Origin of the sequence: Marinobacter sp. MIT930201, from assembly GCF_047122665.1 — a bacterium.
GTDB lineage: Bacteria > Pseudomonadota > Gammaproteobacteria > Pseudomonadales > Oleiphilaceae > Marinobacter > Marinobacter salarius.
The window spans coordinates 674,507-701,397 of record NZ_CP138916.1 but is presented as its reverse complement, the minus strand read 5'-3'; the positions used below and the strand labels follow the sequence as shown (position 1 = coordinate 701,397).

General features: G+C 55.2%; 22 protein-coding genes and 1 tRNA gene. 16 read left to right on the top strand and 7 right to left on the bottom strand.

Going from position 1 to position 26,891, the window contains the following annotated elements; genetic code table 11:
• The first annotated feature begins 64 nt into the window (after positions 1-64).
• The 13 genes from SIC19_RS03300 to SIC19_RS03240 all read left to right on the top strand — a co-directional run bounded on the left by SIC19_RS03300 (position 65) and on the right by SIC19_RS03240 (position 15,509).
• Positions 65-1,213, top strand: coding sequence for a YCF48-related protein (locus SIC19_RS03300; RefSeq protein WP_228712223.1), 1,149 nt, complete (start codon positions 65-67; stop codon positions 1,211-1,213).
• 46 nt (positions 1,214-1,259) lie between these two features.
• Positions 1,260-3,644, top strand: coding sequence for an efflux RND transporter permease subunit (locus SIC19_RS03295; protein ID WP_036204606.1), 2,385 nt, complete (start codon positions 1,260-1,262; stop codon positions 3,642-3,644).
• A gap of 188 nt (positions 3,645-3,832) precedes the next feature.
• Complete coding sequence (locus SIC19_RS03290) at positions 3,833-4,816, top strand: TAXI family TRAP transporter solute-binding subunit (protein WP_036204607.1); 984 nt, start codon at positions 3,833-3,835, stop codon at positions 4,814-4,816.
• Between the two features lie 86 nt (positions 4,817-4,902).
• Positions 4,903-7,500, top strand: coding sequence for a TRAP transporter permease (locus SIC19_RS03285; protein WP_127400828.1), 2,598 nt, complete (start codon positions 4,903-4,905; stop codon positions 7,498-7,500).
• A gap of 146 nt (positions 7,501-7,646) precedes the next feature.
• Positions 7,647-9,572 (top strand): threonine--tRNA ligase, encoded by a 1,926-nt coding sequence (thrS, locus tag SIC19_RS03280; RefSeq protein ID WP_075195580.1) that lies wholly within the window; start codon positions 7,647-7,649, stop codon positions 9,570-9,572.
• On the top strand, positions 9,569-10,111 hold the full coding sequence (gene infC / locus SIC19_RS03275) for a translation initiation factor IF-3 (RefSeq protein WP_075195579.1): 543 nt from the start codon (positions 9,569-9,571) through the stop codon (positions 10,109-10,111). The genes thrS and infC overlap by 4 nt, the downstream gene beginning before the upstream one ends.
• 93 nt (positions 10,112-10,204) lie before the next feature.
• Positions 10,205-10,396, top strand: coding sequence for a 50S ribosomal protein L35 (rpmI, locus tag SIC19_RS03270; RefSeq protein ID WP_007151842.1), 192 nt, complete (start codon positions 10,205-10,207; stop codon positions 10,394-10,396).
• Between the two features lie 50 nt (positions 10,397-10,446).
• Positions 10,447-10,800 (top strand): 50S ribosomal protein L20, encoded by a 354-nt coding sequence (gene rplT, locus SIC19_RS03265; protein ID WP_007151841.1) that lies wholly within the window; start codon positions 10,447-10,449, stop codon positions 10,798-10,800.
• Between the two features lie 139 nt (positions 10,801-10,939).
• The gene (gene pheS / locus SIC19_RS03260; RefSeq protein ID WP_036204614.1) at positions 10,940-11,938 is read left to right on the top strand and encodes a phenylalanine--tRNA ligase subunit alpha; all 999 of its coding nucleotides are present in this window, start codon (positions 10,940-10,942) and stop codon (positions 11,936-11,938) included.
• A 59-nt stretch (positions 11,939-11,997) separates the two neighbouring features.
• Positions 11,998-14,370 (top strand): phenylalanine--tRNA ligase subunit beta, encoded by a 2,373-nt coding sequence (gene pheT, locus SIC19_RS03255; RefSeq protein WP_412535576.1) that lies wholly within the window; start codon positions 11,998-12,000, stop codon positions 14,368-14,370.
• Between the two features lie 3 nt (positions 14,371-14,373).
• Positions 14,374-14,676 carry an integration host factor subunit alpha gene (ihfA, locus tag SIC19_RS03250; RefSeq protein ID WP_007151838.1) on the top strand — a complete coding sequence of 101 codons (303 nt, stop codon included), beginning with the start codon at positions 14,374-14,376 and terminating at the stop codon, positions 14,674-14,676.
• Positions 14,657-15,022 carry a MerR family transcriptional regulator gene (locus tag SIC19_RS03245; protein WP_036204624.1) on the top strand — a complete coding sequence of 122 codons (366 nt, stop codon included), beginning with the start codon at positions 14,657-14,659 and terminating at the stop codon, positions 15,020-15,022. Before ihfA ends, SIC19_RS03245 begins: the two co-directional genes overlap by 20 nt.
• Before the next feature lie 115 nt (positions 15,023-15,137).
• Positions 15,138-15,509 carry a VOC family protein gene (locus tag SIC19_RS03240; RefSeq protein ID WP_041334744.1) on the top strand — a complete coding sequence of 124 codons (372 nt, stop codon included), beginning with the start codon at positions 15,138-15,140 and terminating at the stop codon, positions 15,507-15,509.
• A 60-nt stretch (positions 15,510-15,569) separates the two neighbouring features.
• Here SIC19_RS03240 and SIC19_RS03235 read toward each other — a convergent pair.
• Together SIC19_RS03235 and SIC19_RS03230 are read right to left on the bottom strand one after the other, a co-directional pair.
• Positions 15,570-15,646, bottom strand: a tRNA-Pro gene (locus SIC19_RS03235).
• Between the two features lie 116 nt (positions 15,647-15,762).
• A complete protein-coding gene (locus SIC19_RS03230; RefSeq protein ID WP_127400829.1) occupies positions 15,763-17,409 on the bottom strand; it encodes an FMN-binding glutamate synthase family protein in 1,647 nt (548 codons plus the stop codon).
• A gap of 248 nt (positions 17,410-17,657) precedes the next feature.
• Here SIC19_RS03230 and SIC19_RS03225 point away from each other — a divergent pair, with 248 nt between their 5' ends.
• Positions 17,658-19,247 carry a BCCT family transporter gene (locus SIC19_RS03225; RefSeq protein WP_075195576.1) on the top strand — a complete coding sequence of 530 codons (1,590 nt, stop codon included), beginning with the start codon at positions 17,658-17,660 and terminating at the stop codon, positions 19,245-19,247.
• Between the two features lie 63 nt (positions 19,248-19,310).
• Here the strand turns inward: SIC19_RS03225 and SIC19_RS03220 are convergent, their stop codons facing one another.
• The 4 genes from SIC19_RS03220 to SIC19_RS03205 all read right to left on the bottom strand — a co-directional run bounded on the left by SIC19_RS03220 (position 19,311) and on the right by SIC19_RS03205 (position 23,113).
• The gene (locus SIC19_RS03220) at positions 19,311-20,261 is read right to left on the bottom strand and encodes an alpha-L-glutamate ligase-like protein (protein WP_036206034.1); all 951 of its coding nucleotides are present in this window, start codon (positions 20,259-20,261) and stop codon (positions 19,311-19,313) included.
• Positions 20,261-21,778 carry an inactive transglutaminase family protein gene (locus SIC19_RS03215; protein WP_091644480.1) on the bottom strand — a complete coding sequence of 506 codons (1,518 nt, stop codon included), beginning with the start codon at positions 21,776-21,778 and terminating at the stop codon, positions 20,261-20,263. Before SIC19_RS03215 ends, SIC19_RS03220 begins: the two co-directional genes overlap by 1 nt.
• The gene (locus SIC19_RS03210) at positions 21,775-22,572 is read right to left on the bottom strand and encodes an ATP-dependent zinc protease (protein WP_126810392.1); all 798 of its coding nucleotides are present in this window, start codon (positions 22,570-22,572) and stop codon (positions 21,775-21,777) included. The genes SIC19_RS03215 and SIC19_RS03210 overlap by 4 nt, the downstream gene beginning before the upstream one ends.
• Before the next feature lie 154 nt (positions 22,573-22,726).
• On the bottom strand, positions 22,727-23,113 hold the full coding sequence (locus tag SIC19_RS03205) for a hypothetical protein (RefSeq protein ID WP_036206881.1): 387 nt from the start codon (positions 23,111-23,113) through the stop codon (positions 22,727-22,729).
• 367 nt (positions 23,114-23,480) lie between these two features.
• Between SIC19_RS03205 and rmuC the strand changes: the two genes are divergently transcribed.
• Entirely contained in the window at positions 23,481-24,956 is a 1,476-nt protein-coding gene (gene rmuC / locus SIC19_RS03200; RefSeq protein WP_228712288.1) for a DNA recombination protein RmuC, read from the top strand.
• Positions 24,957-24,961: 5 nt separating this feature from the next.
• The gene (locus tag SIC19_RS03195) at positions 24,962-25,822 is read left to right on the top strand and encodes a hypothetical protein (RefSeq protein WP_127400830.1); all 861 of its coding nucleotides are present in this window, start codon (positions 24,962-24,964) and stop codon (positions 25,820-25,822) included.
• Here SIC19_RS03195 and SIC19_RS03190 read toward each other — a convergent pair.
• Positions 25,813-26,832, bottom strand: a complete 1,020-nt coding sequence (locus SIC19_RS03190; RefSeq protein ID WP_127400831.1) for an AraC family transcriptional regulator — start codon at positions 26,830-26,832, stop codon at positions 25,813-25,815. The genes SIC19_RS03195 and SIC19_RS03190 overlap by 10 nt on opposite strands.
• Between the last annotated feature and the right edge of the window lie 59 nt (positions 26,833-26,891).

The following is a 26,891-nucleotide window of genomic DNA, read 5'->3' as shown; positions in this document are numbered from 1 at the left end:
TATTGGCCGGTGCGACCGGCAAAATCAGAGTGACACAGTTCAACACAACATATAGGCAATCTGAATGGCTACAAGGTTGATGTGCAAGACTCTGGGAGCGGCCTGTCTTGGACTATCCATGGCATTGTCCGCGCCCACGGTGTTTGCGCTTGCAGATATCATCGAAACCCCATCCCGGCCAACTGCGCTTGCGCCAGAGCATCTGCTCAATGATGTCGACACGGCGGGCGAACGAATCGTGGCAGCCGGTGTGCGTGGTCATATCATTTTTTCCGATGATGATGGTGAAAGTTGGGTGCAGGGTGAAGTTCCGGTATCCGTCACATTGACCGGCGTGGATTTTGGCACTGAACAGCATGGCTGGGCCGTTGGGCACAGTGGTGTTGTTCTCCATTCAGACGATGCGGGCGAAAACTGGGAGCTCCAGCTCACCGGTGTCCGGGCTGCTGAATTGGCGATTGAAAGTCGCCAGGAGCAGATCGACGAAATGGAGCAGAAACTGGAAGAAGCCCCGGAGGACGAGAAAGACGACCTCGATTGGGCGTTGGGTGATCTGTATTTCTCGCTGGAAAACCTGCAGGCGGATCTTGAAATCGGCCCGGTGAACCCGTTTCTGGATGTTTGGTTCGAAAATGAGAACCACGGTTTCGTTGTTGGTGCCTATGGCATGTTTTTGCGCACGACGGACGGCGGAAAGACCTGGAAAGACTGGGCGCCGAAGCTTGAAAACCCCAGCAGTTTTCACCTGAACAGTATTGGCCAGATCACTGGCGGTGGCCTGGTGATCGTCGGTGAGGCTGGGCACATTTTCGTGTCCGTCGATGGCGGTGACAGCTGGGAGAGACGTGAGAGCCCCTATGAAGGCTCCCTGTTCGGAGCAATCGGAACCGGTAATGTGAATGAGATACTCGCATTCGGTTTGCGTGGGAACATCTTCTTTTCATCCGACCTGGGCAGAAGCTGGAAAGTGGTGCCCAGTGAGTCGGACGCAACCCTCAATGATGGCACGGTGTCCGAAGACGGCCGTATCACGTTGGTTGGCAATGGTGGCGCAGTGCTAATGAGCACCAACGGTGGAGATACCTTCCGTCCCTACTTCCGGGATGATCGGGAAGGGGTGATGGATGTTGTCCCCGTATCGGGAACCAATCTGCTGATTGTGGGCGAGGGTGGCGTGAAGCACACCGACGCCCGCGGCAAGAATCTTCAATAACGCCCTGATGCGGCACCAACAGATAGAAAATTAGAGGGGCTTTTGAATGTCGAACCCGAAGCACGACAAGGGCGAGCATTACCTGACTACACCGAAGGCAGAACCGTTCCTGGAACGGCTGATCTTCAACAATCGGGCCATCATCCTGATTGCCTTTTTCTTCCTGACGCTGTTCCTTGGCTACAACGCGGTCAAGATTGAGCCGGATGCCAGTTTCGAGCGGATGATTCCGTTGGAGCATCCCTACATCGTCAATATGCTTGAGCACCGGGACGATCTGGAGAACCTGGGTAACTTTGTGCGTATCGCCGTGGAAGTGGAAGAGGGCGATATCTTCACAGCCGAGTATATGGAAACCCTGAAGCAGATCACCGATGAGGTGTTCTATCTCAACGGGGTGGACCGTTCCGGATTGAAATCACTCTGGACCTCCAACGTTCGCTGGGTTGAGGTGACTGAGCAAGGGTTCCAGGGCGGCACCGTGATCCCGGACGGTTACGATGGCTCCCGGGCCACCCTTGAACAGCTGCGTCAGAACGTACTCCGTTCGAACGAAGTAGGGCGCCTGATTTCCGACAACTTCCGCTCTACCATCGTGTACGCGCCGCTTTATGAGAACAACCCTGAAACTGGCGAACCGCTGGACTACGGTGAGTTCTCGCGCCAGTTGGAAGAAAAGATCCGGGACAAGTACGAGGCGCAAAACCCGAACATTGAAATTCACATTGTCGGTTTCGCCAAGAAAGTGGGCGACCTCATTGAGGGTATTGGTTCCATCGCCTGGTTTGCGGGCATCACCATTATCCTGACGACCCTGTTGCTGTTCGGGTACTCACGTTGCATTACCGGAACACTGGTTCCGGTGTTCACCTCCATCATCGCGGTGTTCCTGCAACTGGGCACATTGAGACTGTTGGGGTACGGCCTGGACCCATACTCGGTCCTGGTCCCGTTCCTCGTATTTGCCATCGGCATCAGTCACGGCGTTCAGATTGTGAATGCCATGGCGGTGGAAGCGGCGAAAGGGTTTGATTCCGTTACCGCGGCCCGCCTTGCGTTCCGGGCGCTCTATATCCCGGGCATGCTGGCTCTGATTTCAGATGCCTTCGGCTTCCTGACTCTGTTCTTCATCGAGATCGATGTTATCCGGGATCTGGCCGTTGCCGCCGGCATCGGTGTGGCGTTCGTCATTCTGACCAACCTGGTATTACACGTATTGATCATGTCGTACCTTGGTATCTCCAAGGGCGGTGTTCGTCATGTGCAGAATCATGGTGAAAAGCAGGACCGCAAGTGGCGCGTCATGTCTTACTTCGCACATCCCGGTGTGGCACCGATTTCTCTGTTGATAGCGGTTATTGGCCTGGGTCTTGGCCTTTATTACAAGCAAGGCCTGAAAGTCGGTGACCTTGATCAGGGTGCGCCGGAGCTGCGGGCCGATTCCCGCTACAACAAGGACAATGCCTACATCATCGACAACTACTCAACGAGTGCCGATGTGTTGGTCGTGATGGTGAAAACCGAGGAAGAGCAGTGTACCCAGTACAACGTTCTCCGCGCCATGGACAACCTTCAGTGGGAGCTTCAGAACACGCCTGGCGTGCAGTCCTCGGCGTCTTTGGCCGATGTGTCCAAGATTGTTACCAAGGCACTGAACGAGGGTAACTGGAAGTGGTATGAGATTTCCCGCAACCAGACCATTATCAATGCCTCGATCCGTGAGGCGCCGGCAGGCCTGATCAATACCAATTGTGATCTGACACCGGTGCTTGTTTTCCTTGAGGATCACAAGGCAGAAACGCTGGAAACAGTCACCGAACGCGTTGAGGAGTTCGCCAGCAACAATAACAACGACGAATACACGTTCATGCTGGCCGCCGGTAATGCGGGCGTCGAAGCTGCCACGAACGATGTCATCTCAAGTGCGAAGAACATGATGTTGATCTTCGTCTACGGTGTGGTCGCGTCATTGTGCCTGCTGACGTTCCGTTCTATCCGTGCGGTTCTGTGTATTCTGATCCCACTGGGCCTGACGTCGATCCTGGCCGAGGCGATCATGGCGGTATCAGGCATTGGTATCAAGGTAGCGACGTTGCCGGTTATTGCGCTGGGCGTGGGTATTGGTGTCGACTACGGTATCTATATCTACAGCAAGCTCGAGAAGTTCCTGTTGGAGGGCAAGACACTCCAGGAAGCATACTTCGAGACCCTGAGGTCTACTGGTAAGGCGGTTATCTTTACCGGTGTCACGCTGGGTATCGGTGTGGTTACCTGGATCTTCTCACCGATCAAGTTCCAGGCGGATATGGGGCTGTTGCTGTTCTTCATGTTCATCTGGAACATGGTGGGCTCTATCTGGCTGCTGCCGGCCCTGGCGCGTTTCCTCCTGCGCCCGGATCGAATGGTTGCCAAGGCCCGCGCGAACAAATAAGATTCGCGACCGCTTGATCAAAAAAGCCCGCTCTGCGGGCTTTTTTGTTTTTTTGCTCAAGTGGTTAGCGAGCTAACCCTTGCTTTATTTATATCGCAAAGTGGTCTATGTTTTAAGGCGAAAGTGAGGAGTGTCCGTTTCGTTACGCGGGCCCAAAAAAGCAATAATGAACAGATAAGGGAAAAGTCATGGCACTGAAACAGAAATTTTCCGCACTTGCAGTTGCAGCAGCGGTCAGCCTTGGGACCGCTTCGACAGCGGTTACCGCGCAGGAGCAGAAATTTGTCACCATCGGTACCGGGGGCGTAACCGGTGTGTACTATCCGGCTGGTGGTGCGATTTGTCGCCTGGTTAACATGGATCGTAAGGAACATGGTATTCGCTGCTCTGTAGAGAGCACCGGTGGTTCGGTCTATAACCTGAACGCGATTCGCCAGGGTGAGCTGGACCTGGCGGTAGCCCAGTCTGACTGGCAGTACCACGCCTACAACGGCACCAGTCAGTTCGAGGAAGACGGAAAGAACGAGAAGCTGCGTGCTGTATTCTCGCTGCACCCCGAGCCATTCACGGTGGTTGCCAGCAAGGGGTCTGGTATCAAGACGTTTGAAGATCTTGCAGGCAAGCGCGTGTCCGTCGGTAACCCCGGTTCCGGCCAGCGCGCCACAGCAGAAGTGCTGATGGACGAAATGGGCTGGACCATGGACAAGTTCTCGCTTCCGGCGGAACTGAAGGCTGCGGAGCAATCCCAGGCTCTGTGTGATGGCAATATTGATGCATTCTTCTACACCGTTGGGCACCCCTCCGGTGCGATCAAGGAAGCGACCACGTCCTGTGACAGTGTGATCGTCAGCGTCAATAACGAAGCGACCAAGAAGCTGGTTGCAGATAACCCATACTACCGTGAAGCGGTGATCCCGGGTGGTATGTATCGTGGTTCTGACGATGACGTGACCACGTTTGGTGTGGCGGCAACGTTTGTCTCATCTACCGAGGTATCTGAGGACGTAGTGTACGAAGTGGTCAAGGCTGTATTCGAGAACTTTGACAGCTTCAAGCGCCTGCACCCTGCGTTTGCCAACCTGAAGAAAGAAGAAATGGTATCCGACGCGTTGAGTGCACCTCTGCACCCGGGCGCGGCGAAGTACTACAAAGAAGCCGGCCTGATCGACTGATCCTGTAACCGGTACAACGACACCGCGGGCAGGCCTGCCCGCGGTGTTCTGATCTCCGACCCGCTATATTCTTACAGGACCCAGCTATGACCAATAGCGAACCGAGAGCCGGGGATACCATCGACAGCAAGAAGGTTGCAGAGGTTCTCCAAACCGAGACCGGTGGCAGGGCTGCGACCGGTACGGCTGCAAAGATTCTTTTTGTCGTCCCTCTGCTCTGGTCCCTCTTTCAGCTATGGATAGCGTCACCGCTCCCCTACATTGTTGAGTTCGGTGTTTTTAACTCGACGGAAGCAAGATCCATTCATCTCGCCTTTGCTGCGTTCCTCGCGTTTGCGGCTTATCCCATGATTCGTGGCAGGAATGTTGACCACGTACCGGTTTACGACTGGATTCTTGCCCTGGCTGCCGCTTTTGCAGCCTCTTATCTGTATCTGTTTTATGACCAGCTTGCGACGCGTCCGGGCTCGCCGATTACCCAGGACCTGATCATTGCACTTGGTGGTCTGGTACTGCTTCTGGAAGCAACTCGCCGCGCACTGGGGCTGCCGCTGACCATCGTTGCTGGTGTGTTCCTTATCTACGCGCTGGCCGGCCCCTATATGCCGGATGTGATTTCCCACAAAGGGGCCAGTCTGAGCAAGCTGTCTTCCCATATGTGGCTGGGTACGGAAGGTGTGTTTGGCGTCGCTCTCGGCGTTTCCACCAGTTTTGTTTTCCTGTTCGTGTTATTCGGTGCGCTGCTGGAACGGGCAGGGGCGGGCAACTACTTTATCCAGGTTGCCTACGCCATGCTCGGGCACATGCGCGGCGGTCCCGCCAAGGCTGCGGTGGTATCCAGTGGTCTGAGCGGTGTGATTTCAGGTTCGTCCATCGCTAACGTGGTGACAACCGGCACCTTTACCATCCCCCTGATGAAGCGGGTTGGTTTCCCCGCTACCAAGGCGGGTGCTGTTGAGGTAGCTGCATCCACTAACGGTCAGTTGACGCCTCCCATTATGGGCGCGGCAGCCTTCCTGATGGTTGAGTACGTGGGCATTTCCTACCTGGAAGTGATCAAACACGCCATCCTGCCAGCGCTGATCTCCTACGTGGCGTTGATCTACATCGTTCACCTTGAGGCCTGTAAGCTCAAGATGAAGGGTATTGAACGTCCGAATCGCCCGACTCTCGCGCAGCGTATGCTGAACTGGGTTGTGATTCTGATTGGCCTGAGTGCTCTCACGTTCATCGTGTATTACGGCATTGGATGGTTGAAGGTGGTTCTGGGCGAAGCCGCTGTGTGGGTTCTCGGGCCGCTTCTGCTGTTCATTTACATCGGGCTGGTCTGGTACTCCACCCGCTTTCCGGAACTGGCTCAGGACGATCCTGAATCCTCAATGGATACACTGCCTGACGTGGGGCCAACGGTTAAGACCGGCCTGTACTTCCTGTTGCCAGTGGTGGTCCTGGTCTGGTGCCTGACTGTTGAGCGGTTTTCGCCCCAGCTATCAGCATTCTGGGCCACGGTGTTTATGATTTTCATCGTGATCACTCAGCAGCCACTGAAAGCGTTTTTCCGCAAAAAAGGTCACTTCCTTGCGGAAACAAAAACCGGCCTCGTTGACCTCACCCTCTCGCTGGTAACTGGCGCGAGGAATATGGTTGGTATCGGTGTGGCGACAGCCACCGCCGGCATTGTGGTGGGCACGGTGACGCTGACAGGCATTGGCCTGGTGATGACCCAGTTTGTGGAGTTCATCTCCGGCGGCAACCTGTTGCTGATGCTGGTTTTCACAGCGATTATCAGTCTGATTCTGGGTATGGGGCTTCCTACGACCGCCAACTACATCGTGGTTTCCACCCTGATGGCCCCGGTTATCGTGACACTGGGTGCCCAGAACGGCTTGTTGGTGCCTTTGATTGCTGTCCACCTGTTCGTGTTCTATTTCGGCATACTGGCGGATGATACGCCGCCCGTGGGGCTGGCCGCCTACGCGGCGGCGGCTATATCAGGGGCGGACCCGATACGAACGGGTGTGCAGGGCTTCACGTACGATATTCGGACAGCGATTCTGCCCTTCATGTTCATCTTCAACACCCAGTTGTTGTTGATTGGCTTGACGGGTTGGGTGGATTTGCTGGTGACGGTTGCCAGTGCGGTGACGGCCATGCTGGTCTTCTCGGCGGCCACTCAGGGTTACTGGTTTACCAAGAGCTACAAGTGGGAGTCGGCTCTGCTGCTGCTGATCACGTTTACCCTGTTCCGTCCAGGTTATTGGTGGGACATGGTCTACCCGGCAACGCAGGACAGGCCGGGTACCGAGGTGATGGAGCATATTGAAAATGTGCCCGCAGGCGAGTCCCTGGTAGTGCAGGCATCGGGCATGTCCCTGAGTGGTGACGAGGTTTCCACCTATCTCAGTCTGGAGCTACCCGCAGCGGAATCCCCGGAGGCGAGACTGGCGAGCGCTGGCCTTGAGCTGTCGCGTCAGGACGACACGATGGTGGTGGATTTCGTTGGCTATGGTAGCCAGGCAGAGAACGCCGGCGTCAGCTTCGGCTGGACCATTGATGCCGTGCAGGTTGAGAATGAGCGCCCGCCGAAGGAGCTTATGTTCATTCCCGCGCTTATACTGCTTGGTCTTGTCGCGTTCGGCCAATTGCGGCGACGCACACCCGAAGAGGCCAGCGCCTACGGCTGACCCTTTTCCCCTTAAAAGCCCGGCATTAACCTGCCGGGCTTTTTTCTGTTAAACTCCTGCGCGCAACGGTCCGCGGTTTGTATCGCGGCCAACCGTCAACATGTGGTCTTTGGTACGGATCACCTCTGAGTCCCTAGGAGCCTACTATGCCTGTTGTTACCCTGCCGGATGGCAGTCACCGTAGTTTTGCCGAATCTGTTACCGTTCACGATGTCGCCGCAGACATCGGTGCCGGGCTTGCCAAGGCCGCCATTGCCGGCCGTGTAAATGGCCAGCTGGTCGATACCAGCTTCCCGATTGAAGAAGACGCTGAGCTTGCCATTGTCACCGAGCGTGATGAAGACGGCGTCGACATTATCCGCCACTCCACCGCACATCTCCTGGCCATGGCGGTCAAGGAACTGTTTCCTTCCGCTCAGGTGACTATTGGTCCGGTTGTGGACAACGGGTTCTATTACGATTTCAAATTCGATCGGCCGTTCACCAATGAAGATCTGAGCCGGATCGAAAAGCGCATGGAAGAGCTGGCCAAGCAGGATATTCCAGTGTCCCGATCGGTCATGTCCCGTGACGAAGCTGTCCGTCTGTTTGATGAGATGGGCGAGGAATACAAGGTTCGAATCATTGAGGATATTCCCGGTGAGGAAGATCTGTCCTTCTACCGCCAGGGTGACTTTATCGATCTGTGTCGGGGCCCTCATGTGCCCAACACCGGCAAGCTCAAGGCCTTCAAGCTGACCAAGGTTGCCGGCGCCTACTGGCGCGGCGATACCAGCAACGAGCAGTTACAGAGGGTGTATGGCACTGCCTGGGGCAACAAGAAAGACCTGAAGGCCTATCTGCATCGCCTGGAAGAGGCCGAGAAGCGCGACCACCGCAAGATCGGCAAGAAACTGAGCCTGTTCCACATGCAGGAAGAGGCCCCGGGTATGGTGTTCTGGCATCCGGACGGCTGGTCCCTGTATCAGGAGATCGAGCAGTACATGCGCCGCAAGCAGCATGAGCATGGTTACCAGGAGATCAAGACGCCGCAGGTGGTTTCCAGGGCGCTTTGGGAAAAGTCAGGGCACTGGGACAAGTTCAAGGACGACATGTTTACCACGGAGTCCGAGAAGCACGATTACGCCATCAAACCGATGAACTGTCCTTGCCATGTGCAGGTTTTCAACCAGGGCCTGAAAAGCTACAAGGACCTGCCTCTGCGTCTGGCCGAGTTCGGTTCCTGTCACCGTAACGAAGCGTCTGGTGCCTTGCATGGTTTGATGCGGGTTCGCGGATTTACTCAGGACGATGCCCACATATTCTGCGAAGAGGATGCCATTCAGCAGGAAGTGTCTGACTTTATCGGCATGCTCCACGAGATTTATGCGGATTTCGGGTTTACGGAGATTCTTTACAAGCTCTCAACCCGTCCGGAAAAGCGGGTTGGCTCGGACGAAGTCTGGGACAAAGCGGAAGCCGCGCTGGAAGAAGCATTGAACCGGGAAGGCGTTGATTGGGAGCTTTTGCCGGGTGAGGGCGCCTTTTATGGCCCGAAAATCGAGTTTTCGCTGAAAGACTGCATCGGACGGGTGTGGCAATGTGGTACCATTCAGGTCGATTTTTCCATGCCGGGACGGCTGGGTGCCCAATATGTGGCAGATAACTCCGAGCGCAAGACGCCGGTGATGTTGCACAGGGCGGTTCTTGGTTCGTTCGAGCGCTTTATTGGTATCCTCATCGAGGAATACGAGGGTGCTTTCCCGACATGGCTTGCGCCAACGCAGATCGCGGTGCTGAATATTACCGACAATCAGCGGGATTATTGCCAGAATCTTGCGAAAAAGTGGGATTCCCTTGGCTATAGGGTTAATGCTGACTTGAGAAACGAGAAGATCGGCTTTAAAATCCGCGAGCATACTATTAACAAAGTTCCCTTCCTTGTTGTTATCGGCGACAAAGAAGTTGAAAACAACGCCGTTGCGGTGAGAACCCGCAAGGGTGAGGATCTGGGAACTTTATCGCTGGAAGCGTTTGAGCAGCTGATGGCTGACGAAATCAATCGCAAAGGCAGAACCAAAACGGAGATCTGATTATTAAACAGCGAGCGAATCGGGGGCGCACTCCAAAAGCGCCGATCAACGAGAACATTGACGCAACTGAAGTCCGTCTGATCGATGCCGAAGGCAATCAGGTCGGTGTCGTACCGATTGAAGATGCACTCAAGCAGGCTGAAGAAGCGTCTCTTGACCTGGTTCAGGTTACGGATTCCGATCCGATCGTCTGTAAGATAATGGACTACGGCAAGAAAATCTTCGATGAGAAGAAGGCCAAAGCGGCTGCCAAGAAAAAGCAGAAGCAGACGCAGGTCAAAGAGCTTAAGTTCCGGCCAGGAACTGAAGAAGGGGATTATCAGGTCAAACTACGCAACCTGGTACGTTTCCTTGAAAACGGGGACCGCGGCAAAATCACTATCCGCTTCCGTGGGCGTGAGATGGCACACCAGGAAATTGGTATGAAGCTCATGAACAGGATCGAAGTGGATATTGAAGAGCTTGCCCAGGTAGAACAGCGGCCGAAAATGGAAGGCCGCCAGATGACCATGGTAGTGGCCCCCCGTAAAAAGAAGTGAACCTGATCCGGTGCTGATCCCCCGCGGTCGCGGGGGATTTGTCGTTCAGGGGCACATTGATATCACTTAAAAACAGAATGCGGAGTTTTAAAAATGCCCAAGATGAAAACCAAAAGCGGGGCCACCAAGCGGTTCAAGAAGACCGCTACTGGCTTTAAGCATAAGCAGTCCTTCACCAGTCATATCTTGACCAAGAAGAGCCCGAAGCGTAAGCGTCAGCTCCGTGGTACCAAGTTGATTGCCAAGTCCGATGTGGCTTCAATCAAACGTATGACGGCGTGCTGATTCAGCCGCTAGCCATTTCTTTTTAGGTTTAAAGGTAGAAGGATTAACGTATGCCTCGCGTAAAACGTGGTGTGGTTGCACGCCGTCGTCATAAAAAGATTCTCAGTCAGGCCAAGGGTTATTACGGAGCGCGTAGCCGCGTCTTCCGCGTAGCCAAACAGGCGGTTATCAAGGCCGGTCAGTACGCTTACCGTGACCGTCGTAACCGTAAGCGCTCGTTCCGCGCACTGTGGATTGCCCGTATCAATGCTGGCGCCCGTGCCAACGGCCTGTCTTACAGCCGTCTGATTGCTGGCCTGAAGAAGGCCAATGTTGAGATCGACCGTAAAGTTCTGGCCGACCTGGCCATGAACGAGCAGCAGGCGTTTACCGCTGTTGTTGAGAAGGCCAAAGCGTCTCTGTGATCGCTTAGCTCTTTCATCGGTTAACCGATCGATTCAGGCGTCTCCATGGGTTCATGAAGACGCCTTCTGATAGGGGAAGGGCGCGCTCTTCCCCTATTTTTGTTTAGAGTGATTCCATTTCTGGATTGGAGCAGGGTCAATGGAAAACCTGGATCAACTCGTTCAGGACGGCCTGGCGGCGGTTGAAAGTGCCGACAGTTTGCAGGCACTGGATCAGATTCGTGTTGAATACCTTGGCAAGAAGGGTGTGATCACCCAGCAGGCGAAGACACTGGGTAAGCTGTCTGCGGAAGAACGTCCCGCCGCCGGCCAGAAGATCAACGACGCCAAGGGGCAGGTGGAGCAGGCTATCAACGCCCGCCGTACAGACCTTGAGCGCGCCGCCATCGAGCAAAAACTCGCCAGTGAATCCATTGATGTGACGCTTCCCGGGCGAGGCCAGGATCTGGGTGGTTTGCATCCGGTTACCCGCACCCTTCAGCGTATTGAGCAATTTTTCTCCCGCGCGGGCTATACCGTGGAGCAGGGGCCGGAAATCGAAGACGACTATCACAACTTCGAAGCTCTCAACATTCCCGGCCACCATCCGGCCCGTGCCATGCATGACACGTTTTACTTCAATCCCGGCACATTGCTGCGAACCCACACCTCACCGGTTCAGATTCGCACCATGGAAGATGGCAAGCCACCTTTTCGGATGATTTGCCCCGGCCGCGTCTACCGCTGCGACTCGGATATGACCCACACTCCCATGTTTCACCAGGTGGAAGGGTTGTTGGTCGAGAAAGACGTGAGCTTTGCGGACTTGAAGAGCACCGTTGAGGAATTCCTGCGGGTATTCTTCGAGCGCGACCTGGAAGTGCGATTCCGCCCGTCCTATTTCCCGTTCACGGAGCCGTCCGCCGAGGTGGATATCGAATGGGGGCGCGAAGAGGATGGCAGCATCAAATGGCTGGAAGTGATGGGCTGCGGCATGGTTCACCCCAAAGTATTCGAGCATTGCGGTATCGATGCCGAGGAATATCGTGGCTTTGCGTTTGGTCTGGGCGTAGAGCGCCTTGCCATGCTTCGCTATGGCGTGAATGACCTGCGCATGTTCTTTGAGAACGACCTCCGCTTTCTGCGGCAGTTCCGTTGAACACGCCATCAAGGTAAACGAACTAACAGGCAACACCGCATCAGGACAAGGCAGATACCATGAAATTCAGTGAACAGTGGCTACGCGAATGGGTCAATCCGGCGAATGATACCCAGGCATTGATGGATCAGATCACCATGGCGGGTCTGGAAGTTGACGGATTTGAGCCGGTAGCCGGCAAGTTCAGTGGCATTGTTGTGGGTGAGGTTGTGTCGGTATCGCCTCATCCCGATGCGGATAAGCTTCGGGTTTGTCAGGTCAGTGATGGTGCTCAAACGGTACAGGTGGTTTGCGGTGCGCCCAACGTGCGCGACGGCCTGAAGGTGCCGTTTGCCGTCGTCGGAGCGGTGTTGCCGGGCGACTTCAAGATCAAGAAGGCCAAGCTGCGTGGGCAACCTTCGGAAGGAATGCTGTGCTCAGAGTCAGAGCTTGGCCTTTCGGACAGCCATGACGGCCTGATGGAGTTGCCGGACGATGCGCCGGTAGGCCAGGAGCTGAGTGAGTTTCTCAAGTTGAACGACGTCACCATCGATGTGGATCTGACGCCGAATCGCAGTGATTGCCTGTCGATCAAAGGGATCGCCCGGGAAGTCGGGGTACTGAACAGCCTTGTGGTTGAGGGGCCGGAAATTCTCCCCGTGGAAGCAGTGCACTCAGAGGTGCCTGACATCGCCGTGAAAGACCCCGAAGGCTGCCCCCGGTATCTGGGGAGAATCCTGCGCAACGTGGACCTTAGCATTGAATCCCCACTGTGGATGCAGGAAAAGCTTCGCCGCTCCGGGATCCGCTCTATCGACGCTGCGGTGGATGTTACCAACTATGTGATGCTTGAACTGGGTCAGCCCCTACACGCCTTTGACCGTGAGGAAATAGAGGGTGGCATTGTTGTGCGCCGGGCAATGCAGGGTGAAAAGTTGGTATTGCTGGATGGACAGGAAGTGGAACTGACCCCGGATACCCTGGTTATCGCGGATCACGCCAAGCCGATAGCGATTGCCGGTGTGATGGGTGGCGAGCATTCCGGAGTGAGTGAGCGAACCCGCGACCTGATCCTTGAGGCTGCCTATTTTGATCCGATTACTCTGGCGGGTAAGGCGCGCCACTATGGCCTTCACACGGACGCTTCACATAGGTTCGAGCGTGGCGTGGACTACGAGCTTGCCCGCGATGCCATGGAGCGTGCAACGGCATTGTTGATGTCCATCGTGGGTGGCGAGCCTGGGGATATTGTCGAGGTTGTCAGCAAGCAGGACTTGCCTGAAGACCGCACGGTGGACCTTCGGGAGACACGTGTTGCCGACGTGTTGGGGCTGGAGATCGACCGCACTACGGTGGAAGAAATTCTGACCCGTCTGGGCCTTCATATCGATAAGCTGCTGAAGGATGGCTGGCGGGTACACGTGCCGAGTTTCCGCCCGGATATCAGTATCGAAGAGGACCTGATCGAAGAAATTGGACGGATATACGGTTACAACAACCTGCCGGTCACGGAACCCACGGGATCACTCGGCCTTCGCCCCCAGGAAGAGGCCGTCCGCCCGGTATCGGCTATCCAGAGCTATTTCGTGGCGTGTGGATACCAGGAAGCGATTACCTACAGCTTTGTAGACCCGAAGGTTCAGGGCCTGATTGATCCAGAGCGGGAAGGCATTGCGCTGGCAAACCCGATTTCGTCGGATCTGTCTGTCATGCGCACGAGTCTCTGGAGCGGACTGCTGAAAACCGTGGCTTACAATCAGAACCGTCAGCAACCTCGAATTCGCCTGTTCGAAACCGGGCTCCGCTTCGTGAAAGACGGCGACCGGATTGATCAGCAGCCCATGCTCGCGGGGGTGATCGCAGGTGGGCAATTGCCAGAGAATTGGGCAAACGGTCGCAGAAACGCCGATTTCTTTGACGTAAAAGGAGAGCTGGAGAGTCTGTTCCAGCTCCTTGGCATCGAGGTTCAGTTCCTTGCCAGTCAGCATCCCGCATTGCACCCGGGCCAGACGGCGGAGTTGATGCGGGACGGAGAACATGTAGGCTGGCTGGGCACATTACACCCACAAGTGCAGAAAAAACTGGAACTTAATGGCACGATTCTGATGTTTGAGCTATTCTTGAATTCGGTCGTTTCTGGATATGTGCCTAATTTCAAAGATATTTCAAAATTCCCAGAAGTTCGGCGGGATTTGGCTATTATTATCGGAAGCGACGTGGGGTTTGCAGACGTCGAGCGTGTAGCGAAAAAGCACGCCGGGGAGCACCTCACGGCTTTGCGTGCGTTTGATGTTTATGAAGGTGAAAGCCTGGGTGAAGGCAACCGAAGCCTCGCTCTCAGCCTGTTCTGGCAGCATCCCGAGCGCACACTAAATGAAGAAGAGGTGCATTCGCTCTTCAACGGTGTGATTGACGCACTGCGCGAAGAGTTGGGGGCAACACTGAGGAGTTAGCAGATGGCGGCTTTGACGAAAGCGGAGATGGCAGAGCGGTTGTACGAGGAGTTGGGTCTCAACAAACGTGAAGCCAAGGAAATGGTGGAAGCTTTTTTCGACGAGATCAGAGGCGCTCTCAGCCACAACGAACAGGTGAAGTTGTCGGGATTTGGTAACTTTGATCTGCGTGACAAGAAACAGCGGCCGGGACGGAACCCGAAGACCGGTGAGGAAATTCCGATCAGTGCACGGCGTGTTGTTACGTTCCGCCCGGGACAAAAACTAAAACAGAAAGTAGAAGCGTATGCTGGAACCCAGTCATAACAACGAATTACCCACGATACCGGGGAAGCGTTATTTCACCATTGGTGAAGTTGCCGAACTTTGTGCTGTAAAAGCGCACGTGCTCAGATACTGGGAGCAAGAGTTCCCTCAGCTTTCTCCGGTCAAGCGCCGTGGCAACCGCCGCTACTATCAGCGTGCCGATGTCATTACCATCCGCCAGATCCGCAGCCTGTTGTATGATCAGGGCTACACCATTGGCGGGGCCAAGCAGAAACTCAGCAGCCACGAGGTGAAAGACGATACCTCCCAGTACAAGCAGCTGATCCGGCAGATGATTACCGAACTGGAAGATGTTCTCGACGTGCTCAATACGCCGGTGAAGTGAGACGTTTTGAAGCTGAAAGCCGAAGGTTCGCCTTCGGCTTTTTTGTTGGTGGCAGTCGCCGAAATGAACAAATAGGTCGTATAGTTGACCGACACTCACACCGGAGAACAACAGCATGATTGGATACGTAACGATTGGCGTCAGTGATATGTCCCGAGCCAAGGCTTTCTATTCGGAACTGTTAGGGGATATCGGCGCTAGGGTCCTTCTGGATATGGGCCGCATTGCGTTTATTGGGGAGAGTATGAAGGCGCCGATGCTGGCCGTGTGCACTCCCTACGATGGCGAACCCAATCAACCGGGCAATGGCAATATGGTCGCCATTCACCCAGGGTCCAAGGAGGCGGTAGATGCCCACTACAAGCGAGCGTTGGATTTGGGTGCGAGCTGTGACGGCGAGCCTGGCCAGCGGATCCCTGATCAGTTCTATGGCGCCTACGTGAGAGACCTGGACGGTAACAAGCTGGCCTTCTTCCACTTTGGCTAGCAGTCGTCTGTGAAAACAACAAAGCCCGGGCCTTTCGGCCCGGGCTTTGTGTAGGGAATTTGGTCGGGACGGTAGGATTTGAACCTACGACCCCTTGCACCCCATGCAAGTGCGCTACCAAGCTGCGCTACGCCCCGAAATTGCCAGTGGCCAGAGAGAAACTTGAGAGATATCTCAGTGGCTTAGCGGGAGCGAAGTCTACACCAGCCTCGGATAAAAATAAACATCCAATCGCCGAATTCTTCGGGCATTTCTATCGCAGTTTGGTTTCTCGAAGCTGACGAATAAACTCCGGCGGATCGAAGCTGTCCGGGGTAGCGTTCGGCCAGTAGGTATCAAACACTCTTTCACCGGTCTCTCCTTCCAGAAGGGCACCCGGCTCCAGAAAAGGAAACAGGTCCATATAGGAATGGGTTTCCGTCTTGGAGGTGCGGCGGATGATGTGTTCCGGCCCAAGTTCGGAGGGGTGCTTGAGTCCTGACGCCTCAAGCAGGTTCATCAAGGCTTCCAGGGTGTTCTTGTGATAGTTGTAAACACGCTGGCTCTTATCCTGAACATCAAGCTTTTGGCTTCGCCTTGGGTCTTGGGTTGCAACACCGCTGGGGCATTTTCCTGTATGGCAACTGAGCGCCTGTATGCAGCCGAGAGAGAACATGTAGCCCCTTGCCGCGTTACACCAGTCTGCCCCCAGGGCCAGGGTCCGGGCTATGTTGAATGCTGAGGTGATCTTGCCCGCAGCGCCAATGGCAATGTGTTCGCGCAGGTTGGTGCCCACGAGTGTGTTGTGTACCAGCAACAGGGCCTCCGTCATGGGTGTTCCAATACGGTTGATGAACTCCAGAGGAGCCGCGCCGGTGCCGCCTTCACCGCCATCCACAACGATGAAATCGGGTGTTTTTCCTGTCTCCAGCATGGCCTTGACGATGGCGAACCACTCCCAGGGATGGCCTATAGCCAGTTTGAAGCCCACCGGTTTGCCGCCCGATAGCTCACGGAGTTTCTCCAGAAACTCGAGAAATTCCCTGGGTGTAGAGAACGCTGAATGGCTTGCCGGGGAAACGACATCCTTGCCAGCTTCGACGCCGCGGGCCTCGGCAATTTCCGGTGTCACTTTCTCGCCGGGAAGAATGCCCCCATGTCCAGGTTTGGCACCCTGGGATAGTTTGACCTCTATCATTTTTACCTGGTCGAGAGTGGCATTGCGGGCGAACCTCTCTTCGTTGAAAGTGCCGTCTTCGTTGCGACATCCGAAGTATCCGGAACCAATTTCCCAGACCAGATCTCCGCCCGGTTCCCGGTGATAGCGGGATATGGAGCCTTCGCCGGTATCGTGATAGAAGTTCCCCATTTTTGCGCCAGCATTGAGGCTCAGGATGGCATTGGCCGACAACGAGCCAAAACTCATCGCCGAGATGTTGAAGACGCTGGCGTTATAGGGCTTGGCGCACTGTTTGCCAATCACGATCCGGAAGTCAGCGTCTTTCAGTGCAGAAGGCTGGAGGGAATGGTTGATCCACTCAAAACCCTCGTCATACATACCTAACTGTGAGCCGAAAGGGCGCTTGTCGAGTACGTTCTTGGCTCGCTGGTAAACGATGGTGCGCTGTTCACGTGAAAAGGGGCGTTCGTCGGTGTCGGACTGGATGAAGTACTGGCGTATTTCCGGGCCAATCGATTCAAGAAAATATCGAAAATGGGCGAGGATGGGGTAATTTCGGCTAACAGTGCGTTTACGCTGAAGCAGATCCCATGTGCCGGTTGCCGCCAATCCCCCGAGCAGGACGGGGACGACATAAAACCAGCCCCCCCAGATGGTACTGGCCAGTAGAGAAACGATAAAGCCGGTCAGGCTCAGCGCATAAAGCGTATATCGGAAGGGGAAGGTTTCGGTTTTAGCCATAAACTCCTCTGAGTGGATGTGTAGTATGTTTGCAGAATATTAACAGTATAAGTGCGGGAGATACGTTCCCGTATGGCAAGACGGATCAAGGAGTAATTTGTACGAACACTGAAATATTGGTCTAAGATTGTTTTCAGGGCGTAAGTTGTCCGTTCTTTGATGTTTTGAACTCAAAGCAATAAGATGGCGAGCTTGTAACGTTTGCATCCGAATATTGAAAAGATTTTCACCAACAGGAGGCTCAAAACGTGGGCGACGTTGTAAAAGACGAGTACCAAACGGATTACGTCGCAGGCCAGGATAATATTAATCCGTTTGGCCTGGACCTACACGCGCCAGTTTTTCCGATTACGGCAATAATCGTTGTTGCGTTTGTAATCGGGACGCTGATTTTCCCGGGAGAGGCGAAGGAGCTCCTCGACGGCGCCAAATGGTGGACCATCGCACAATTTGACTGGTTTTTCCTGATCAGTGCCAACATTTTTGTCGTTGTCTCCCTTGCTCTTATATTCATGCCCGTTGGCAAAATCCGCATCGGCGGGATGGACGCCAAGCCAGAATTTTCGACGATGTCGTGGTTTGCCATGCTCTTTGCAGCAGGTATGGGTATCGGTCTCATGTTCTGGGCCGTCGCCGAGCCAGTCGCCTACTACACAGGCTGGTATGAAACGCCGCTCGGCGTTGAGGCCAATACGGCCGAGGGCGCGCGGTTGGCCATGGGTGCGACCATGTATCACTGGGGTCTGCATCCCTGGGCAATCTACGCGATTGTGGCTCTGTCTCTGGCGTTTTTCGCCTACAACAAGAACATGCCGCTGACCATTCGCTCTGCGTTCTTCCCACTGCTCCGTGATAGGGTTTGGGGCTGGCCCGGTCATATCATTGATATCCTGGCGGTGGTGGCAACCATTTTTGGTCTCGCCACGTCTCTTGGTTTTGGTGCGCAACAGGCTGCTTCCGGCCTGGATTACCTGTTCGGGATTTCGTCAGGTATCAATGTGCAGATGGCGATCATTACCGGCGTGACGGCCGTAGCCCTGATTTCGGTGCTGCGTGGTCTCGACGGTGGTGTAAAGATTCTGAGTAACCTCAACATGTCGCTGGCCGGTATTTTGTTGTTTTTCATCATCTTCGCCGGTCCGACCATGACCATCTTTGAAACCATCTGGGTAACCTCATCGAGTTACGTTGGTAACGCCCTGACACTGAGCAATCCGTTTGGTCGCGAAGACCAGGCCTGGTTCCACGGCTGGACAGTCTTCTACTGGGCCTGGTGGATTTCCTGGTCACCGTTCGTTGGTATGTTTATCGCCCGCGTGTCCAAGGGTCGTACGGTTCGTGAGTTCGTGACAGCGGTGCTGATCGTACCAACCGTTATTACCGTGGTCTGGATGAGCGCATTTGGTGGTTCCGCACTGGAGCAGATCCAGGACGGTGTTGGTGCTCTGGCTGAGAATGGCTTGACGGATGTGTCCCTGGCAATGTTCCAGATGTTCGCTAACCTACCGTTCGTTGCCATCTCATCCTTCGTGGGTATCGTGCTGGTGCTGGTGTTCTTCGTGACATCTTCTGATTCCGGTTCGTTGGTCGTCGACAGCATTACCGCGGGTGGTAAAACCGACGCGCCGACAGCTCAGCGTGTGTTCTGGGTGGTAATGGAAGGTGCCATTGCCGCAGCACTGATTTTCGGTGGCGGTGAAGACGCACTGGGCGCTATCCAGGCGGCTGCCATTACGGCAGGACTGCCGTTTACAGCAGTATTGCTGGTCATGACCTGGGGGCTGCTGAAAGGCCTCACCCATGAGCGCAAGCTGCTGATTGCCGAAGGTAAGCTCTGAGAAGTGTGAGAAAGTAAAAAAACCGGGGTTCGCCCCGGTTTTTTTGTGCCTGCTATTTGAAGGTCAGGTTTTGGACGTGAAGGTATCCATGGCGAATGCGGCTCTTTCTTCCGGGGTGAAGTGCGTCCTTCGGAGGGCTTCGATCTGCCTCAGGCGCGGCAACAGACCGCGACCATTAGCCATCTGGATGGCCAGGCCGGGGCGGGCGTTCAGCTCAAGCAGCAAAGGCCCTTCGTTTGCGTCCACGACCAGATCGACACCCATATATCCCAGCCCGGTTGCCTCGTAGCATCGTGATGCCATTACCAGCATTTCCTGCCAGTCATCAATCACCAGGTTCTCCAGGGCGAGGCCTGTATCGGGATGCAGGGTGATCGGTCGATTGAACTGTACCGCATTCAGGCTGTGGCCATTGGCGATATTGAGTCCAACACCTACGGCACCCTGGTGTAGATTAGCCTTGCCATCTGAAGCGGTTGTAGCCAGCCGAAGCATTGCCATCACGGGGTAGCCCTGAAAAACGACGATGCGGATATCCGGTACACCCTGGAAGGAATACTTGGCGAGTGATGGAATCGATTCCACCAGGTTCTCGACAATGGCGACGTCGGGCGTGCCGGCCAGCGAGTAGAGCCCGGCAAGAATGTTGGACAGGTGGCGCTCAAGGTGGCTCGAGGATACCCGCGAGCCCGAGGCCTTGACGTAATCGTTATCGTCCCGGCCGGTAATCACGGTAATCCCTTTACCTCCGGAACCCTTGGCCGGTTTGATGGCAAAGCCGTCCAGGTCCTCTGCCATTTCCCGGAAATGGGAGATTTCGTGTTGCTGACGCACCACCTGCAGCAGCCTGGGGGTGCGAACATCGTATTCGGCAACCACCAGCTTGGTTTTGAGTTTGTTGTCCACCAAGGGGTATGAAGAACGGCTATTGTACCGCGCAATGTAGTCCACATTGCGCCGGTTCATGTTCAGCATGCCCAGTTGGTTCAGCTTGAAGGGCGAAATCCAGCCCATCAGTTATACGCCTTCATCGGATAAAAACGACGGAGCTCTGTGAGCTTGTAGCCCGTGTACTGTCCCATCAGCAGGATCAGCCCCAAAACCACGAAATGAAGTTCCGGGAAATTAAACGTCAGGTGGCTCGCCAGGGGCGCGCTCATAATCAGAAATGCGCAGACTGCCACAAACAAACTACCGGCTCCCTGAACAAACACCTCCCGGGCGCCTTCCTCTTCCCAGAGTATGGACATGCGCTCTATCGTCCAGGCGATAATCACCATGGGGAAGAAGGTAACCGTCATCCCCGTGTTGAAGCCCATTTGATAACCCGCAATGCTCAGCCCGGCCGTGATAAAGATCACGAGAATGATCAGCGCGGATATTCGCGAGACCAGCAGCAGGTTAAGGCTCGACAGGTAGCCACGCATGAGCAGGCCAATGGCCACCACGGAAATAAAGGCTATCAGCCCCGGAATCAGTGTCGTCTGCACAAAGGCCACGGCGATCAGTATCGGCATGAACGTGCCGGACGTTCGTATGCCGACGACAATTCGCATAAAGGCCACCACGAGCGCCCCAAGGGGAAGCAGCAGAAGCATTCTGAACATGCTTTGCTCTTCAATGGGGAGCTGGTAAAGACTCAGGAAGCCGAGGCCATTCTCGCTGGACTGAGCCTGCGCCAATTGCAGTGCCGGGATGGTTTGCCGAAGCATGGAAAAGCTAACGTCTGAATTGTCACCGCCGACAATATCCAGCAGGGAAGCTGCAGCCTGTCGCCACAGCAAGACATGTTCCGGAAGCCCCTGTTCCGCTGTGCGGGGGTTGAAGGTCAGCCATCGGGAACCGTCATAGATCTGCAGGAATGGACGAAGTTGCTGGCGTCGCCTGGCATCTTCCAGGGCCAGGCCGTCTGCCGTTCGAGCGGGAATGCCTGCATGATTGAGCATCCGGGTCAGCAGATCAATGTAGTTTGCTTCGGACACGAGCAGGGTGGTGTTCTGGGCGCCCTGGTCCGGTTGGAGCAGTTTAATCAGTTCCCGGGTCATGCTCTCAGGCGTGCTGGAGCGTTCAGCGGCCTGTTGCAACAACTCTTCCACGGCTGTTGCCTGAGGTTCTTCCCAGAAGACCGGTTCAGGTTTGGGCGGTCGTTTGGGCTGGCTGCCCAGGGCTCTGTCATCAGGTATCAGTTGAACCTTGAAGTAGAGCGTCTGGGGGCCGCTAACGTTGCGCTTTGACCACTCAGCCCGGCGTTCACCGGAGTCATCCACGATGGAAAAACCGTAACCGGGAGATGCAGCCTGCTCCGAAATAATGCGGAATTGGGGTGGCTGATCGGGGATGTTCAGGCTGGCGAGTACGGGTTCTCCGGTGCCATCGAAGTCCACTCGGGCCTCAACCATCCAGACCGGCTTTTGCTCCCCCGTAAACCAGGGAATGCCGAGCTCGACGTGCCGCCAAGTGGCTATCGAAATTCCAGCCGCAATAAGAAGGAGGATGGCGAAAAAAAACGGAATGCGTGAGCGGCTACTCAAGGTTGGTCCCCATTTTCTTCGGCTGGCAGTTTGTCGGGCAGTTCGGTGGCGAACTCCTTGCCCACATCAATCAACATGACGTCCCTCAAAATGTTGCGGCCAACCAGCACCGTGTGTGAGAGGTGCTCTCGGTTGGTCAGTGTAAACTCAGCCTGTTGCCGGTGGTTGCCAATCATGAACTGCAACTCCACCACCACACGGCGTTCCGATTCATCGGTGCTGGACTGGATAATCCTGACCCGGCGTGAGATTTCCCGTTCCAGCGTTACCATGTCTTCGGAGTCAGGTACCGGCACGTCAAACCTTACCCAGTTGTTCCCATCCCGTTCAAACCGCGTGATGTTTCGGGCATCCAATGAAGAGGTTTCGGCCCCGCTGTCAATGCGAGCATCGTAAATCAGGCCGGGGCCAGCAAGGTAGAATTTCTCCAACTCTCCAACAACAACCTTGCCCTTGAGTCGGTCGGCCCTTCCATCGCTTTTGGAACCAGACTGCCCCGCTGTGCAGGCCTGCTGTTTGGGGGTGGGAGGGCAGGCGGGTTTTTCGACCTGTTCGGTGATGGCGTCGAGGATGGTTTTCGTGGATTCCTCATTCAGCCGGGTCAGCGCCTGGAAATTCTCATCCGTCCGGTTCTCAAGGCGAACGACCTGTTCACCCTGATTAATAACGGAGGTATTCAGCGCGTCAAGATCCTGCTTCGGCACCATAAAGTAACGATCCGCAGTGCAGCCGGTGATGAGTGATACCACAAGGCCGGCCGCGGCCAACTTTCCAAACTCTGAACGTATAGACAAGATCCGAAACCCCTGAATCCACGACTTTGATACTTTAATTACAGAGTGCTGCAAGGATAATTCGGGTGTGCTAGAACAGCCACTTGTAATCACAGGCCGGCAGTATACAACAACATAACTGTTGAGTCGGTTTACAGATCATTAACGGCGGGTATTATTTTTTCCCGGATGTCCGGGAAAGGAAGTGGTTTTGTGCAAGAACTTCTTCGGAACGAAGGTATTCCTGCACCACAGGGGAGCAGTTCAGGTAAAACAGCAGCAGTTCTCTCTGGACATCCTGATCCTGAATGCGGGAAGCGAAGTGAATCAGATCGCGGATGGATTCGTCCCCATTGTTCTGAAAGGTTCTGCCGTAGCGCCCCTTCAGGATGCCAGTCAGTCTTTCCAGGTGGAATTCCCCGGTGTGGGTCATATGGGGAAGAATGCGAAAACCACCGTGGCTGGCTTGAGCGCCAGGCCTGCGGTATTCACGGCCTTCCACGTCCGAACACCCGGAATGGGAGAATTCAGATCCCAATTTTCTCCATAGCTCTTTGAGCATGTTGAATTCCTGTCCCTTATACTGCTCCTGGACCTTGGCACCCGGCAGCAAACCAGCCATTCTGTCGGCAAACAGGCCACATTCACCGTTTTAGATGATATTACGTTCCGAGTCCAGAGCCGGATGCCTTGGGTCGGGAAATTTGCCAATTGGTCCACTAGAACCAGTGAATGGCAAACCTTTGACGTGAGTCCGAACAAAAAGGTTCCACGAATACGGTAAACTGTTGTTCTATCGTAATGTTTGAGTCAGTCATTTAGAGGAGATCGGGGTGCCCGAGGCAATCATCGATATAGTGGGGCGTAGGCCGGAAACCGTCACTTTGCTGATTTTGTTGGTGCTAGCGCTGTGCTGTCTGGTGTTTTCAATGGTTAAGGGGGGCCGTGCCAGATCCGCACTTCGGGAGCTTGAGTACACGCGGGCGATGGACGAACAGCGCCTCCATCAGCTTGAAGCGGCTCTCGAAAGCGGCAAAACCGAGGCAGAGCAGGCGAGCCGGGACACCGAACATTGGCGACAGCGTGCGGCAACGCTGGAAAATCGGGTGGCCGGGCTGGAATCCGAAAGTAAGGCGCGGCTGGATCGCATAGAACAACTCGAAACCGAGAGGAAGTCCCAGCAGCAGCGAGCCGATGAGCTCTCCCGCGAGCTTGGCGACGCCAGGGTTGCCCAGCGCGAGCAGGAAGTAACGCTGGACAAGGAGCGCCGTACAACCACGGAGAAACTGGAGTTACTGGAACGAAATCGTGATGCGTTGAAACAGGAGTTCGAGAATCTTGCGAATCGTATTTTCGAGCAGAAGAGCGAGCGCTTCAGCCAGCAGACCCGCACCAGCATCGACACCCTGCTGAACCCATTCCGGGATCAACTCCAGGATTTCCGTAAACGGGTAGAGGATGTCTATACCACCGAAACTCGGGATCGACAGGCATTAAGGAGTGAGATCAAATCCCTGCAGGAACTGAACCGCCAGATCACCGAAGAAGCTTCCAACCTCACGAAGGCGCTTAAAGGAGACAAGAAAATCCAGGGCAACTGGGGCGAGCTGATTCTGGAGCGCGTCCTCGAGCGCTCCGGTTTGCGCAAGGGTATTGAGTATGAAACCCAGGGCAGCTACCGAGATGATGACAACCAGTTGCTGCGCCCCGATGTCATCGTTCATTTGCCGGACAGCCGAAACCTGGTGGTGGATTCGAAGGTGTCCCTGCTGGCCTACCAGCAGTGGGCAACGGAAGAGGATGAGACTGCCAGGGAAGAAGCCCTTCGCCAGCACGTTGAGGCGGTGCGTAATCATATTCGCGCCCTGAGCGAGAAAGATTACAGCCAGCTTCACGGACTGCACTCACCGGACTTTGTGTTCCTTTTCATGCCCATTGAGCCGGCCTTTGTGGCTGCATTTCAGCAGGACGAGAACTTATTCGCAGAAGCATTCGAGCGAAAGATTATTGTGGTTACACCGACGACATTGCTTGCGACCTTGCGAACCATCGAAAATATCTGGCGATACGAGCGCCAAAGCCAGAATGCGCGTAGGATTGCCGATCGTGCCAGTGCAGTGTACGACAAGCTTCGGGTTTTTGTAGAAGCGATGGAAAAGCTGGGCAGCCAGTTGCACACCGCGCAGGGAACCTATGATTCGGCGATGAATACGCTCACCCGTGGTCGCGGCAACCTTATCTCGCAAGCCAATCGCTTTGTGGAGTTGGGCGTTCGTGTTAAAAAAGAACTCCCGAAAGCGATTTTGGATCAAGCCGAAGTGGACGCCGATGGTGTGGATGACACCAGCGATCCGGTCGGGCCCACGGTGGACGAAGACGCCGCCCGGGATAATCAGCAGGAGTAAACAAGATGGTGAAGATAACCCGAGTCGGGCGTCGTTCAGTCAGTGGTTTTATGTTGGCATCCCTACTGATGGCCGGTCAGGTTAGTGCCCTTGAGCCTGAACACGAGACCCGTCGATTAATGCTTGCCACTGAAGAGGCCGTTTCCTCAGAGAGCTGGGGTGAAGCGGGTGAGTACCTGAACCGTCTCCAGCAACTGGAGGGGGAGAAACCGGCGAACTATTTCTATTTTCGCGGCCGCGTGATGCTGGAATCTGATCACTACAATGAGGCACAAGCAGCGTTGGAAAAGTACGTCAGTCTGGCGGGCAGTGAAGGCGAGCACTACACCGATGCGCTCAAACTGATAACCAATGTCGAAAAAGCCCGCCAGCAAGAGGGCGCAAGTGCCAAGAACAATGGCTCTATTGATCCGGAGCCAGTGGCCATTATCGAGCCTGCAAGCGAGCAGTCGCTGGGGAAACTCCGGGAACTCTATCTGGCGGATTCGAACGCCGACGCGCTGGTGATTCATGCCAATACGCTCCTGGACGTTGCTGGTTGGCGTGAAGATCAGAGGATCGTAAGGCTGGACCGTCCTGCCGATGTGTCGTACAGGATTGAGAGGCTGAACGACACTATCAGTATCCAGGAGTCCCGACGTGAGTCCGGTGGTCGTGTTGTCAAAACGACCGAGTCCATGGGCGTTTTCGGAGTCAATCCTCAGATTGAATGGAATTGCGAGAGTTCAACCGCCAGTTGCTGGATTTACGACCCACGAGATGGCTCGCGGTTGATTAAACTCAGCCCGGATCGCGAACGGGCCGAGGAAATTGCCCGCACCCTTGGCCGGCTGATTCGCACCATGCAGAGCCCCAGTCAATCCTGAAGCTGACCCCGTTCGCCTTCGCGGTAAGCACCGGGAGTGACTCCTGTCCACTTCTTGAAGGCGCGGTGAAACGTTGAGGGTTCGGTGAATCCGACCCGAAACGCAATGTCATTGATCGGCAGGTCTGGCCGGGACAGGTAATAGATGGCCATGTCCCGGCGTAGTAGGTCCTTGATCTCCTGGAAGGAGGTGTTTTCCTGCTTCAGCCGTCGGCGAAGAGTCTGGGGGCTGGTGTGAAGCTCTGTGGCAATCCATTCGAAGTCGGGCAGGGATCTCGCAAAATCCCGGCCAATCAGTGCGCGGATACGTCCGGTGAAGGTGTTGCTCTCGTCCGGGCGCGACAGCAGGTCGGCCGGTGAGGTTTTCAGGAACTGCCGCATTTCCGGCTTGTCGCGTATCACCGGAGCCTGCAGAAAACGCTTGTCGAACGTCAGGGCGGTTTCACTGGCTTCGAACGACAGTGGGCAATGGAAGATATGCCGGTATTCGTCGCCATGGGGCGGCCTGGGGTAACTGAATTCCGCCTTAAGCAGCTCCACCGGTTGCCCGATCAACCAACTGCCAAGACGATGCCAGATGACCAGTATGCTTTCCCGGAAAAAATGCATCGGGTCGTGGATATCCCCTTCGATCACCGTTACCAGCCGGGCAGTCCTGTCGTCCACTTCCAGTTTCATGGTGACCATGGGCTCGAACAGGCGGCAAAAATCAAACGCCTGGCGATAGACCGCCTCAAGATTGGGGCAGTCGCTAACCAGCGCGCACATGGTGGCGAACGTGCCGGTGCGGCAGCGGCGTGGCCCCAACCCCATGAACTCATCGTCCATTGCGTTCCAGGCAGCCTGCATCAGCCGGCTGTACTGGGTGCTGCTCACCCGGGCCATTTCGATCTTCAGCAGGTCCGGTGAAATTCCGGCCTCGCGCAGCATTGTATGGGTATCAATCCCCGCTCTTTCGGCCCCAACCAATGCGGCTTCCACGAAGTGCCTGGAAACGGTGAGTTCCGACATATCATCCTTTATCCTTATTGAACGAAGCCCATCATAAAACCCCTTGGGTACAATGCAAC

Bases quoted from the DNA above. Each gene is read 5' to 3' on its own strand.
- SIC19_RS03195 (WP_127400830.1), top strand. From the start codon at position 24,962: ATGGTGAAGATAACCCGAGTCGGGCGTCGTTCAGTCAGTGGTTTTATG.
- pheT (WP_412535576.1), top strand. From the start codon at position 11,998: ATGAAATTCAGTGAACAGTGGCTACGCGAATGGGTCAATCCGGCGAAT.
- thrS (WP_075195580.1), top strand. From the start codon at position 7,647: ATGCCTGTTGTTACCCTGCCGGATGGCAGTCACCGTAGTTTTGCCGAA.
- SIC19_RS03295 (WP_036204606.1), top strand. From the start codon at position 1,260: ATGTCGAACCCGAAGCACGACAAGGGCGAGCATTACCTGACTACACCG.
- SIC19_RS03190 (WP_127400831.1), bottom strand. From the start codon at position 26,832: ATGTCGGAACTCACCGTTTCCAGGCACTTCGTGGAAGCCGCATTGGTT.
- pheS (WP_036204614.1), top strand. From the start codon at position 10,940: ATGGAAAACCTGGATCAACTCGTTCAGGACGGCCTGGCGGCGGTTGAA.
- SIC19_RS03285 (WP_127400828.1), top strand. From the start codon at position 4,903: ATGACCAATAGCGAACCGAGAGCCGGGGATACCATCGACAGCAAGAAG.
- ihfA (WP_007151838.1), top strand. From the start codon at position 14,374: ATGGCGGCTTTGACGAAAGCGGAGATGGCAGAGCGGTTGTACGAGGAG.
- SIC19_RS03230 (WP_127400829.1), bottom strand. From the start codon at position 17,409: ATGGCTAAAACCGAAACCTTCCCCTTCCGATATACGCTTTATGCGCTG.
- rmuC (WP_228712288.1), top strand. From the start codon at position 23,481: ATGGTTAAGGGGGGCCGTGCCAGATCCGCACTTCGGGAGCTTGAGTAC.
- SIC19_RS03245 (WP_036204624.1), top strand. From the start codon at position 14,657: ATGCTGGAACCCAGTCATAACAACGAATTACCCACGATACCGGGGAAG.
- SIC19_RS03290 (WP_036204607.1), top strand. From the start codon at position 3,833: ATGGCACTGAAACAGAAATTTTCCGCACTTGCAGTTGCAGCAGCGGTC.
- SIC19_RS03300 (WP_228712223.1), top strand. From the start codon at position 65: ATGGCTACAAGGTTGATGTGCAAGACTCTGGGAGCGGCCTGTCTTGGA.
- rpmI (WP_007151842.1), top strand. From the start codon at position 10,205: ATGCCCAAGATGAAAACCAAAAGCGGGGCCACCAAGCGGTTCAAGAAG.
- SIC19_RS03205 (WP_036206881.1), bottom strand. From the start codon at position 23,113: ATGCTCAAAGAGCTATGGAGAAAATTGGGATCTGAATTCTCCCATTCC.
- SIC19_RS03240 (WP_041334744.1), top strand. From the start codon at position 15,138: ATGATTGGATACGTAACGATTGGCGTCAGTGATATGTCCCGAGCCAAG.
- rplT (WP_007151841.1), top strand. From the start codon at position 10,447: ATGCCTCGCGTAAAACGTGGTGTGGTTGCACGCCGTCGTCATAAAAAG.
- SIC19_RS03220 (WP_036206034.1), bottom strand. From the start codon at position 20,261: ATGGGCTGGATTTCGCCCTTCAAGCTGAACCAACTGGGCATGCTGAAC.